The 13,245-nt window shown below is 56.9% G+C and carries 7 protein-coding genes; all 7 read right to left on the bottom strand.

All coding sequences use genetic code 11. The features are described 5' to 3' along the window. Nucleotides 1–19: 19 nt before the first annotated feature. A complete protein-coding gene (locus tag CKW23_RS00410; RefSeq protein ID WP_177434612.1) occupies nucleotides 20–400 on the bottom strand; it encodes a flagellar protein FlaG in 381 nt (126 codons plus the stop codon). Nucleotides 401–471: 71 nt separating this feature from the next. After that, nucleotides 472–1,320 (bottom strand): flagellin domain-containing protein, encoded by an 849-nt coding sequence (locus CKW23_RS00405; RefSeq protein ID WP_025260905.1) that lies wholly within the window; start codon nucleotides 1,318–1,320, stop codon nucleotides 472–474. A 331-nt stretch (nucleotides 1,321–1,651) separates the two neighbouring features. Continuing rightward, the gene (locus CKW23_RS00400; RefSeq protein WP_177434611.1) at nucleotides 1,652–2,578 is read right to left on the bottom strand and encodes a ketoacyl-ACP synthase III; all 927 of its coding nucleotides are present in this window, start codon (nucleotides 2,576–2,578) and stop codon (nucleotides 1,652–1,654) included. Between the two features lie 295 nt (nucleotides 2,579–2,873). Next, a complete protein-coding gene (locus CKW23_RS00395) occupies nucleotides 2,874–5,774 on the bottom strand; it encodes a glycosyltransferase (RefSeq protein WP_025260907.1) in 2,901 nt (966 codons plus the stop codon). Nucleotides 5,775–5,902: 128 nt separating this feature from the next. After that, the gene (locus CKW23_RS00390) at nucleotides 5,903–9,481 is read right to left on the bottom strand and encodes a glycosyltransferase (protein ID WP_025260908.1); all 3,579 of its coding nucleotides are present in this window, start codon (nucleotides 9,479–9,481) and stop codon (nucleotides 5,903–5,905) included. A gap of 88 nt (nucleotides 9,482–9,569) precedes the next feature. Further along, a complete protein-coding gene (locus tag CKW23_RS00385; RefSeq protein WP_025260909.1) occupies nucleotides 9,570–11,162 on the bottom strand; it encodes a flagellar hook-associated protein 3 in 1,593 nt (530 codons plus the stop codon). Between the two features lie 13 nt (nucleotides 11,163–11,175). Continuing rightward, nucleotides 11,176–13,239 carry a flagellar hook-associated protein FlgK gene (flgK, locus tag CKW23_RS00380; RefSeq protein WP_095066861.1) on the bottom strand — a complete coding sequence of 688 codons (2,064 nt, stop codon included), beginning with the start codon at nucleotides 13,237–13,239 and terminating at the stop codon, nucleotides 11,176–11,178. Nucleotides 13,240–13,245 lie beyond the last annotated feature (6 nt).

Raw genomic sequence — 13,245 nt, 5'->3', positions numbered from 1 at the left:
ACAAGTTTCGTGCCAGTAGTCAGGCCTTGGCGTGGAACAACAAGCTGTGCGCGTCGCTCAAGCTATCGGCCAGTTTCAGGATTTCCGCATTGGGAATCTGTCGGACCACCTCACCGGAGTCACTTGCAATCACTTTGACAATGACTTTTCCAGAATCTTCGTCAATCGAAAATTCGAGGTTACGTCTGACCGACTGAAAGAACTTCTGAATGTCTTCCGCGGCAGCCTTAACCTTCTCCTCTTCCTGTGAGTCGTCCTTGTGCAAATCAGAACTCTTACTTTCAGACGTCGGAGCCACTCGCTCGACGGAAGGCGTATCAACAGGCTTATCCACTGCCACAGCAGGACTTGCCGATTGAGCGGGTGGATAAGACAGGTTCAGCTTTACACTCATATCCATGACCATCACCTCCGAAAGTAAAAAAGCGAGAGAGCACTGTTACGCACTCCCCCGCCAAACTCATCCCGATATTACTGAAGCAGTTTCAGTACAGCGGAAGGCAGCTGGTTAGCCTGAGCCAGAACAGAGGTGGAAGCCTGTTGCAGGGTCTGTTGCTTGGTCAGCTGTGCAGTTTCAGCAGCGAAGTCGGTATCTTGTACACGACCCAGTGCAGCACTGGCGTTTTCGTTGATGTTCTGCAGGTTGGAGATGGTGCTGGTCAGACGGTTTTGTGCAGCACCGAGGTCAGCACGAGTTGAGTTGATGGTCGACAGAGCGGAGTCGATAGCGTCCATTGCAGCAGAGAATTTGGTCTCTGCATCGGCGCTGTCGGAACCGGCGATGCTGATAGCCGAACCAACACCCAGAGTGTCAGCGTCGAAGCTGGAGCTCAGAGTCAGAGTGATCTGGTTCGAAGCGCCAGTGTTGGAGCCAACCTGGAAGGTCATGGTGCTGGCAGTACCGTCGATCAGGTTCTTGCCGTTCAGGTTGGTGCTGTTTGCGATACGAGTCAGCTCTTCACTCATCGCGGTGAATTCTTTGTTCAGAGCGTCACGGTCAGTAGCGCTGTTGCTGTCGTTTCGCGACTGGACAGCCAGTTCACGCATACGCTGCAGAATGTTGGTGGACTCTTGCAGAGCACCTTCAGCGGTCTGAGCCAGGGACATACCGTCGTAGGCGTTCTTGATGGCCATGGTCTGGCCTTTGATCTGCGAGTTGATACGAGTGGAGATTTGCAGACCGGCAGCGTCGTCTTTGGCGCTGTTGATTTTCAGACCGGAAGACAGACGAGTCATCGAAGTCGACAGTGCGTCAGAGGCGCGACCCAGGTTCTTCTGAACGTTCAACGATGCAACGTTGGTGTTTACTGTTAAAGCCATGATGAATTCCTCGTTGGTTGGGTACTACGTGGCTTCCGGCCCCTGCAAGCGCCGGGTGTGCCTAGAGAACCTTCGTAATAGTTATCGTCGCGGTGGCAGGTTGCTTGAGCATTTTTTTGAAAATTTTTGCCAGCAATCTGCCAGCCCTTACAAAACAAGGGCTTGGCGCCCTACTCACGAGGAAATAACACCCGTAAACGGCTTTGCATAAAGGAACTTGCAAGGATGGAAAAAGCAGAAACTCAAAACTGCTGCTATTACGCAACCGCTCTTTCTCATGAAAAAAGCGCTTGAGGGATGCCCCGCAAGCGCTTTTTTGAACAGGCCGGGATCAGGCCCTGTAGATGATCGCCGATCCCCAGGACAGTCCGACACCAAAACCACTCAGTGCAACGCGCTTCCAGGAAGAGTCGAGCACATGTTTTTCAATCAGCAGCGGAATGCTCGAAGACACCGTATTGCCGGTTTCGACCATGTCCTTGAGAAACTTCTCGGGCTTGTCTTCAAAACGACGCGCCACGGCATCAACGATGGCTGCACTTCCCTGATGAATACAGAAGGCATCGATATCGTCAGGCTGCAGGCCGGAATCCCCAAGCAGCTCATGCAGGTGCGCAGGCACTTTAAGCAATGCGAAGTTGAAGACCTGACGGCCATTCATGAAGAACACGCCGTTGCTGACCTTCAGGTGCGGCGCACCGGAACCGTCAGTACCGAACTTGGCCTTGCCCAACTGCCACGGAGCATCTTCGCCCATCCAGGTCGCAGTGGCGGCATCACCAAACAGCATGGTGGTGTTGCGATCTTCAGGGTCGACGATCTTCGAGTAAGGGTCGGCAGTCACCAGCAGGCCATTCTTCAGGCCCGCAGCTTCCATGAAGCCCTTGATCGCATAGATGCCGTAGACATAACCGGAGCAACCCAGGGAGATATCGAACGCAGCGACACTGGTCGGCAGGCCCAGCTTGTCCTGCACGATGGCAGCGGTATGCGGAAGCCCTTCTTCGTCACCGTTCTGCGTGACAACGATGAGCACATCGATGCTTTCGCGCGTCAGCTGAGGATTGTTGGCCAGCAGTTTATTGACCGCTTCCACGCACAGATCCGACGTTTCCTGAACGTCATCCTTGCGTGGGAGAAAGGTGGAGCCGATTTTCCCAAAGATGAACTCTTCATCCTTGCCGAATCTGGCACCTTGAGCGTAGTTATCCACGCCATCTGTGGGCACGTAACTCGCTATGCTTTTTATGCCAATCATCATGGCTTCCCGATTAGTAAACAGGTAAATATTCGTCCCAAAGAAATCAGGGCGCTACCGAATAGAGGCAATTTGCGGGCATTTTCAGGGGGCGGTGCATGCTTACGCAAGTCGAACGCACGTCGCTCCCTGTAACACGATACAGTGGAGATGCACTTTATGACCCGCAGGTCACTCCGAGATGCGTGCTTTACGATTTGTGGAGCATGGAAAAACACAAAAAAGCGTCTTCCCTGACCTTGCCAGGGAAGTGTGATCCGCCTGCGTTACAGACGGATCACCTGATCAGGCAGGATTAACGCGCAGCCAGCGTGAAGCCCGGGCCATTGAGGTCAAGATTGCGACTGTAAGCCTCATCCTGTGCGAACTGTGCCGACCATTTGTCGATCAGGGCCGCCAGCGCCTCGTCAGGAGCATTCACCACGCCGGAATGCACGACCTGGACATGGGGCGTCCAGACCGTCAGATAACCGGCCTGGGAAGCCTTGAGGCACAAATCGACATCGGCCAGGGCCTCGGCAAAATCACCTTCATCCAAACCGCCTACCGAGTCAAACAACGACTTCTCGATCATCAGGCAAGCCGAGGATACGGCCGAGTAATTCTGCTCGACCACCAAGCGGTGCATGTAGCCTCTGGATTTCTTCGACTCACCCACGAAACCTGAACCGACACCGCCATTGAGGCCCAGAATCAGGCCCGCCTGCGTCACGGTACCTTCGCGATCCACCAGCCTGACGCCAACGATACCGACTTCCGGACGCTGGGCCTGGTTGAGCAGCGACTCGATCCAGCCAACGTTGACGATCTGGCTCTGGGCATCCAGCAGAATCAGGTACTCACCCTTGGCTTCCTGGCTGACGAGGTTATTCAAGACCGCCGGGCTCAAACGCTGGTCAGACCTGAACACACGAACCCGGTTGGACAACTTCTCTTGCTGATCGAGCCAGGTCGACAGCTCAGGCGAACGGCTGTTGTTATCGGCAATCAGCACTTCAAAACGCTGATAACGGGTGCGCTGCAGAATGCTTTGCAGGCAGCGTTGCAGCTCCGGCAGGTTATCCTGGCTTTGCAGCAGGATCGACACCATCGGCCGATGAGTGTGGCGGTAGTCGATCTTGTAGGTGCCCGGCAGTATCGAACTGACTTCAGCCTGATAGCCGCGCTTGCCAATATGGCGAGTCAGCACCTTTTTCTCGTCTTCATTCTCCACAAGCTCGGGCGCGTCACAGATCAGAACCGGTTCACTCAAGTGCGCCAACCCGCTCATACCACCCTGCTCGATCAGGCGCAGCAGCAGATCGAACTCCAGCGCTTTCGGGAACTCACGGGAATAACCACCCGACTCGACCAGCAAGTCACGGCGGATCAGCCAGTGAGGCGCCATCAGCGCAGGCAGGCTTTGCAGCAGATCCAGGTTGAAGCCCGGACGGAACAGAGGTGCCAGCGTACCGTTAGGCTGACGATGGATTTCATCTACCGCCACCGCCCGGCATTGGGATGCGTCGATCAACTCGATGCTGGCCTGGAGCAAACCGCTTTGGGTGAACGCTTCACCGGCGCGAGCCAGCATCAACCAGTCACTGGAGGACTGTTTGACGACCTGATTGATCTTGTCGACGTAGTTGCTCTCGGTGACTTTCACGAAATGCAGGGTATTTTGCAAGGTGGTGGTCGCCGGCAGTTCACCCGTGGTGAAAACAATGACCTTGAACGCTCGATAATGACCATTGATCAAGCTATCGAAAGTGGCCTGCAATTTGAAAATATCGGCGTCAAGATCAAGCAGCAAAATGCCGATCTGCGAACCCGCCGGCTTTTTCTCCAGTCGGGCATTGAGCTTCTTCAGCTCTACAGGGCTCGGGCTGCGCGCATCCAGCCACTTGAGCAGGCGACCAGACGCCATGCCGTCGAGCAGCTTGCCGTTGTCATTGCCGGAAACAGCCTGCAGGCGCTTGCCCCAGGCCACGATCCGCTCGGCCTCCTCCTCATCGTCTGCAGACTTGCTCAGTTCCTGAGCCAGTTGCTGTACCACGCCATGGTTGAAGGCATAGGTGCCATAAGCCTGCCAGAGCCGGCTGACCAGCGTTTCGGCATCAGGGTTGGTTTGTGGGCGTAGCAATTCGTTCTGCTTGAGCAGCGCGGCCTCCAGACCGTCCAGTTGCTGGCAACCAGCTGGCAGGATATGGATCAGAAATTCGATACGGGCAAGCTCGTCGAAGAAGGGCTGGTTGTAAAACGGCATTTCAACGAACTGTCGAGGCTCGAAACGTGGCTCGGAGTGCTCGAAAGCAACGCTCCAGACCGCACTGACAATCTTTTCCTTGCCTTGAAAGCTCTGAGTGCCCAGGGACTCGCCCATGGCCTCGAACCCGGCCATGATCAGCTTTTCACCCTCTTCACCCGCAACAGCAGCCGAGCCCAGGGCAGACACCAGCGTCCGAGCAAACTCTTCACGCCCGGCCCTGGCCTTGGGATCGATATGCGTAAGCGCAGAATTGATTGCAGCATTATGACTCGACAGTACCTCTTCACTTTCAATGAAGTGCAGCCCATAGGGAACGGGCAGAATGCGCAGTTTGGCAGCCGCTGCCAGGTAAGCCATGTAGCCGATTTCCTGCCAATGCAGGGCGGTATTTTCAGGAACCGCAGCGAACCACTGCCGAGCCAGTTCGGTTCGGGTAACGGCGTTGAGCAGGGAAATACCCTGCCCCAGGAAACCGACAAGACGCTCGCTCGCCTGATCCGATGAGTGATCCTCGACGACCTTGCGGTCGCGACGCAAATAATCCACCTGACCGACGTGGGCCTGATAGCTCAGGCTGTAGCCCTGGCTCGCACCGTACTGTTCATTCTCTTCAAGAAAACGCAAGGCGTCGGTCAGTGCGCCCGGCAACAGGAAACTGCTGGCATCCAGGTACGTAACAAAAGGCGTGGCGACACGCTTGATGCCTTCGGCAATCCGGGCACTCAAACCGGCCTGGGCGAGTGCCGCATCGTGCCAGTACTCAAGACCCGGGGTCCTGGCGATTTCGGTATCGGGCGCCCGTGATGCATCCACAACCACAAGGGCGCAGGGATAGTCGCTGTAGTACTTCAAGGCTCGGCGCAGGAAATCCGGCTGATCCTGAGCCAGCAATACCAATGTCAGACGCTGATTCAACGGCATAGCTTCATTCCCGAAATTGCTTTGCATAGTCTTTCCCATAGCGAACCGATGACTCTCTCAACAGAGGGGACTGCTCGGCCCGCTGTTGAAGCAAGAGCAAAAACATAGCATCTCCAGCACAAGTCCTGCGCTGGAGAATATTCATTTTGTGCGGATCAATCCGGCAACCAGCCGTTGGCCCAGTACTGCAGGTTTTCGCCGCGCAGCATGAAATCGCGCAGTACGGTTTCCCGCAGCTCGTCACCCATGCGATAGCTGGCATTGGGGTCGGACAGGTGCATGCGGATCGCCTGCAACCACTCTTCGGAGCTGTTGGTGTGGACCCGAGTGGCTGGCAGATGCCCGCGATAGGCCTCGGTATCCGAGCAGATCACCGGGTAGCCGCAAGCCCCGTACTCCAGCAGACGCAGGTTGCTCTTGCAGTCGTTGAAGATATGGAACTCCAGCGGCGCCAGTGCCAGATCCAGGTTCAGGCTCGCCAGTTTTGCCGGGTATGTGCTCAGGCTTACAGCCGAATGGAATTCATGGATGTAAGGCCTGAGCAAATCGGGACACATGCCGAAGAAGACCCATTCGACTTCATCGGCCAGCTCGCGTATCACATCGACAATCAGCTCCAGATCACCCCGGTGACTGGTTCCGCCGCCCCAGCCGACCCGCGGCTTGCCGGAGCTGCGACGCAAACTCCTGAGATTGCTCCACAAATGGGGTGCCAGCATGTTGGGCACCACGCGAATATCGCTGTGCATGCCGGACAAGGCCTGGGCCAGTGGATGGGTCGACACCACGACCCGGTCACAGAGCCCGATACCCCGGCGCAACATGGTCTCAATGTTATCCGGCATATTGCGGCGATGCTCGTTCTTCTCCGGAACATCAGCAATGTAGTCATCCAGCTCGAAAATACGCATCGCACTGGAGTAATTCTTCACCAGGGCAATATCCGGCACCTTGGCCTCGGTGTAACGCCCCTGGAAGACGATGACATCCGGGGACTGACGCTCGATTTCGATGATCGAAGGCGACTCGTAGGTCATTCTCCCGAGTACCCGCCCGGCAGACACCAGTTCGAGCAAAGGCTGGCTGACCCGATAATGCCCCACGGCCGACGAATTGACAGCCATGCCCAGAATGGAAGGCAGATGTCGCGTGCAGAACGGGTTCCAGCCAGACTGCAACCCGGGCTCCAGATTGAACGAGGAGACCTCGCCAAGGCTCATGTTCGGGTTATAGGCCGGATCCCTGGCCATTTTCGGCAGCCATTTCAGGTAAAAGGACTTCTGCTCGTTATCAAGCTTCTCGCGAGAAGACTCCGAACGCTTAGCAGCGGCAGGCTCGGCCAGTACCACAGAGGAACATGACGTTCCGACAATCAGATAACCCTCGCCGCCGACGCGCATGCACAGGTCCAGATCATGCAGCCCCAAGGAGAACGAGGCCGAGTCCATCCCGCCAACACTTTCAAATACCTCTTTGCGCACCATCAGACAGTTACCACTGACAGCGCTCCAGTTTTGCGTCAACTGTAGCCGCTGCATGTAGCCACTCGCGCCTGCCGGAGAATTGACGAACGGCTTGCCTGCCAGCCCTTCCATTCCCAGCACCATTCCAGCGTACAGAATATTGCCCTGCGGATTGAGGATCCGCGAGCCGACAATACCGACCTCCGGACGCTGGGCATGATTAAGCAACTCATCAAGCCACTCGGCCTGATGAATCAGCGCGTGAGGGCTGAGGGTAACCAGATACTGGCCGCGGGCATGGGAAGCCGCAAAGTTCTGTGTGGCCGCTTCGTTATCGGCATCGGGAGAAACGAAAATCCGCAGTTTCTCGCTGCCCAGCTCACCCATGGCAGCAAACCAGGCCCGGGCCTCGGCACTCTCGCTGGCCTTGTCGACAATCAATACTTCGTAATGGGGATATCGAGTTTTGCTAAGCAAGCTGTCGAGGCAGCGCTCCAGATCAGCCAATTGATCACGGGTACTGATGATGATCGAGACCAGAGGACTGGACGCATGCAGATACTCGATACGGTTGAGCAGCGGCAACTGGTCATGATGGATAACATGCTCCAGGCCGATACGCTGCAGATGAGTCGACACCAGAGGCTCGCTACGCTCGATCACTTCAGGCAGTGAGAGCCATTGAGCAAACGACAGGCTGGACTCGACCTGGATTTCAGCAATGTGTTCGATGGTTTGCGGGCCGGCACTTTCCACCAGACGCCAGACCACATCATGGGGCGCCAACTCGCCATGGGCCGGGTCAAAACCGCCCATTGTCAGCAGGTTGCGGCGCTCGAACGCCAATGCCCGACCCACATAGGGGTAGCCCCGCATCAGATCAAGGTTGAAGTCAGGCTTGAACACCGGCTCCTGCGACTCGTCATCAACGATTGCGCCTTCATCACTGTAGACACACAACAGACCGGAAATCTGGGCGACACGCTCGGCCAGAATCAGCAGTGCAGGCTGGGTCAGACGGTCACCGGCACGCAGCAGGTAGACCCAGTCGGCGTGCTCCAGCAGCGGCAATACATCGTTCAATTGCTGCGACCAGTCGGCCTGCAGCGGAAAACGCAATACCTGCTGATCCTCGAGGCTGGCCGCATGGGTCAAGACCACAACGGACTCGGCCGGGTAATCCTGATCGGCAATGCTTTTGAGGGTCATTTCCAGTGCATCGGGATCATTCTGCGCATCGATCACCACCGGCACAATGCGTGGGTTCCAGGCCCAGTGCGCGATACGCTGCTCCAGAAGCTTTTTCTGAGGCTCGGTGAAGAGACGGCATGACAACCACTGGGCATAGAGTTCGGCGTAGCTTTCACTGTCACTGCCAACCCGGCTGCGCATGATGCCTTGCCTGCTGGCCATGATCCCGTTCATGTCAACCTCATCCCACTCCCTTGGCGACTCCAGTGCCTTGTGCAAGGCCATGAAGCGGACCCAGCCCTTGGCCGGTGCCTGCTCGCCGCTACGCGCCTTGAGCATCTCGTTCAGCCAACCCCATTCCGCAGTTGCAATGTGGTACATGTCCGGCTGGCTGCTGAGGCGGGCTGGATGCAAGCGTTCGAGACTTTCAATACTGTTCAGCGCAATCAGGTTGCCGCGTCGCAACAGGCAGTTGAACAATGCGAAGTCGAGCAGTGCAACAAAGCCCTGCCCCGGTTGCGCCAATGATGGCAAATACTCCAGAACATCGGCTCTGCGCATCATGGCGCTGCTGAAACAACCCAGCGTATTGCGTGAGGTACGCTCGAAAATCGCCAGCATGTCCTCACCCTTGAACAGGGCATCGTAGGGAACAAGACCAACGTTCTCCATGCGGGTCGGCAGCACATAGTCATCGACATCGACCAGATGTCGCTTGCCGACGACCAACTGGACATCAGGACACATATTCAGTGCCTGAGCCTGGCGGGCGATGCAATACCGATACAGGCGATCGTCATCACACAGGAACTTGATGTACTCACCCTTCGACTCATCAAGGCACTTGAGCATATTGCCCTGAAAACCCAGGCGATAAGGATTGCCTACGTAGCGTGCAATGCCATCCGGTGAGGGCACCAGCTCGTCGAAGATCTCTTTGATTTCACCGGTCTGACAGTCGTCGCAAACGATGATCTCAAGATGCTCATAGCTCTGGGCCAGAGCACTTTGCAGCGCTTCGCGGAAGAACCGTGGATTGAGGGCGGGGATGACGATACTGACAAGGGGAGCTGGATTCACAGTGCAAACTCATGAGCGGCGGGAAACCAGCCAGTCGAATGGCTTCCCTCACCGCTGAAAAAAGACGGCGGATGCTCAATGCCAGGAATCAGATCTGGCTGAACAGGTTCAACTTGGACAGTTGGACAAAAACTGCCTGGGATGCGTCCAGCATGGTCTTCTGCAACGTCAGTCGGGTGGTGGCTTCAACCATGTCGGAGTTGACGAACGTACCCTGCTCAACCTCATTGTTGCCCTTGAGCAAGTCGTTGGTCACGCCTTGCGCAGTGGCAGCGACCTGACGCGCACCACCCGCCGAACGCGCAGTGGAAGCCTGCTCTCTGCTGCTGATGATGTTACCCAGCGCCGAGGACAATGCCGCATCGAGCTTCTGCGAAGCAACCAGATCGCCATCGGCAGGTGTGGTCAATGCCTTGATCGCTGCCGACAGAGTGTTCAGCACGTTTTCGGTCTGATGGGTGGAAGACTGCACCACGAACTGGTCGCCACTGGCCGGCGTGCCGCTGATGGTGAAGTTGACGCCCGCAGCATTGGCAGTTGTCCCGCTCAGTGTGCCTGTGGACACCGGCGTACTGCTGCTGGTGATGGGCGAGGCATACAGTTCGTAATTCGTGGCACTGGTAAACCTGAGAATCGCGCCCGTGGTAGGGAATGTATTGTTGAACGCGGTCAGGTCCGCAGCGCTGGTCCCTACGACCGAACTGCTGATGTTCGCAGTCGAAGGGTTGCCTGGGCTACGGGAGGTGGTGACGCTGTCCGGCGTCGAAGCCAACTGATAGGTACGGTTGGTCAGGACCGCGTCCGCAGCCGCAGTCGTTGCCCTTTCCGCCGCCGTCAGGTTGACGTTCATGGTCAGCTCGACGCCACGGAAGGTAAAGGACTGATCATTGAAGCTGTCGTGGGTGAAATTACCCGCCGTCGAAGCATCGGCGGTCACATCATTGCCCGAACCATCCGTGATCTTGAACTGGGTGCTGCTCAGGAAGGTCAGCGTGTAAGGCTCGCCTGCCTGATAGTTGTTGTTATAGGCGTTGCTGGACTTCACCAGGCCACCGGTCAGCGATACCTTGCCATCTTCAACCGCCGGCGAGGTCAATGTCGCCGAAGTACGAGAGGTGTTGATTGCCTGCTCGAATGCCTCGAAACCGGTGGTGTTGCTTGCCAGCACCAGACCGTCACCCACCGCGAGGTTCACGTGGGTCTGGTCACCGTTGTAGCTGTAGGTGCCGTCGGCATTCTGCGAGTACGGAGGAATCGAGGATTTCGAGCCCGAGAACATGTACTGACCGTTGGAGTCCTGGCTGTTCATCAGGCCCAGGATCTGGCTTTGCAACTGCTTGAGTTCATCTGCCGTGGAGATACGGTCCTTGTCGGTATACGAACCGTTACCCGCCTTGACGATCAACTCCTGGGCAGTCTGCATGGCATCGATGATGCTGGTCAGCGCGGTTTCGGAGTTGGTGGTGTTGGTATTGATCGTACCGATGTTCGATGAGTACTGAGTCAGCATGGAGTTCTGCTGCGCCAGTTGCAGGACGCGAGCGGCACCCACCGGGTCATCACTGGCGGTATTGAGCTTGATCCCGCTGGAGACTTCGTCGCCAGTCTTGATCATGTTTGAATAATTGCGCTGATAGTTTGAAGTCGTGGCTTCGTAGAACTGGGCAGTTGAGATACGCATGGTTCACGACTCCTTAAAGACTGTTGATCAGCGTGCTGAAAATGGTTTGTGCCGCCTTGATGATCTGCGAAGAGGCGGTGTAGTACTGCTGATACTTGATCAGGTTGGCCGCTTCTTCGTCCAGCGACACGCCCGATACCGAATCACGCGCCGACTTGGCCTGGGCCAGAACGGCATCGGTAGCCGTCACATCGCTCTTGCCCTGACTGGCGCGAGTACCGATCTTGGCGACCAGGTCACCATAAGCGCCAGACAGGCTGGTGCCGACACTGCCACCGGTCACGTCAACGCTCTTGGCGGTCTGCAAAGCCACACCGGCCAGGGCGTTACGGTTGTCGGAAGAACCGGCACCGGTCAGATCGATGCTGAAAGTGTCATTGACGATCGGCGAACCCGAGAGGGTCATCTCGATCTCGAATGCGGTCTGGGTGCTTGGCGTGGTACGGGTATCGGCGTAGCCCACGCTGAGCTTGATGGTGTTGCTCTGCCCTTGAACGATCGAACCGCCCACGGCATTGCCATTCTGGTCGAGCACGGCTGCACCGGTGGAATCCACCAGCGTGTAGCTTTGCACGCCAGTGCTGCTGACCGCCCCCATCACCAGCTTCATGGGCGTGGTGCTCTGCAGCGCGTTGCGCAGGTCGGCGGTCTGGGTCGAATCGTAGATGTCGGCCTTGGTGTTGAGAACCGGCTGAGTAAAGCCACCGGTGCCGGAGTTGCTGACACCCGCCTTGGCGGTCAGGGGCGCGGCTGCGGCAATGTCCTTGGCGTCGGTCAGGGCAACGGCGATACCCGAAGCACCGTTGCGCGTCGGGCTGACTTTGAAGGAGTCACCCGCGGCCAGCGTGTTGCCGTTGAGGCTGACAGTGAAGCCCTCGAACTGGGTCGGCGGGTTATCCGTCAACGAACCGGTACCGACGCTTTCGCCATTGGGCAGGCGACGCACCGTGAAGTTGTTGGCATCGCTGAAGGTGACTTCGTAATCGTCAGCCGTCAGTTTGCTGGTGTCCTTGATCGTGACATCCAGGTTGCCCGAACCCGCACTGTTACCCACCTTGCCGATGCTGCGCTGGGTGATCAGATCGGCGCTGTTGATGTTGGTGAACAGGCTCGAACCGAAATTGCCCTTGCTGTCGATACCCTGGCTCATCTGGCTGTTGACCTGATCGGCCAGAACCAGCGCCACACGACCCAACTCGTTAGATGCAGGCGTCAACACTTCCGAGCGATAACGCAACAGACCACCGATGGAGCCGCCTGTCACTACCGAGGTCACATCGGTGGTGGTCTGGCCGATCTTGATCTGCAGGTTGTACTGGAGAGGGTCGGTCTTGCTTGGGCCAGCCGAGAGAGTCGCAGCCATGGAACCGCTCACCAGAGACTGTCCGGTACCCGTCATGACATCATAGTTGCCATTACTGCTTTCAAGCACTTTCACACCGATCAGCTCGTTGAGCTTGCGCACGGTTTCGTTGCGCGTATCAAGCAAGGTATTGGGTGTGGTATTGCCGGCAGAGGCTGCAGTGATCTGCTTGTTCAGGCTGGCAATCGTGCTCGTCAGCTCGTTGACCTGAGCGGTCAATGTAGTCAGTTGTGCGTTGACGTTATCGTTCTGCGACGACAACTGCGCAGCAATCGAGTTGAACCGTGCGCTCAACGCGCTGGCCTGGGTCAGGAAAGTCGAACGCTCGGCCGACTGGGTCGCATTGGAGGCAACCGATTGCAGGTCGGTAAAGAACTTCGACATCTGTGCCGCAACACCGGTGGTGTTGTCCGACAGCAAGGTATCGGTCTTGCTCGCCTGACCGGAGTAAGCCACAGCGTCGGCGCTGAGTGCCGTACTGGTTTGCAATTGGGCATCAAGATAGCTGTTGTAGATACGACGCACATCGGACAGCGTGGTGCCGGTACCGATGTAGCCGACTCCCAGGCCGATGTTGATCTGCGCCGAAGCCGTGGTCATTACCTGCTGACGCGAATACCCGGCAGTGTCCACGTTGGCCGTGTTGTTACCGATGGTATTGATCGCGGCACTGCTGGCAGTAATACCCGAGAGCCCAATTGAAATCAGCGACATGATTCA

Origin of the sequence: Pseudomonas sp. Irchel 3A18 (assembly GCF_900187465.1) — a bacterium.
GTDB lineage: Bacteria > Pseudomonadota > Gammaproteobacteria > Pseudomonadales > Pseudomonadaceae > Aquipseudomonas > Aquipseudomonas cichorii.
The sequence above is the reverse complement of the archived record's forward strand: the minus strand, read 5'-3'. Positions and strand labels throughout refer to the sequence as shown.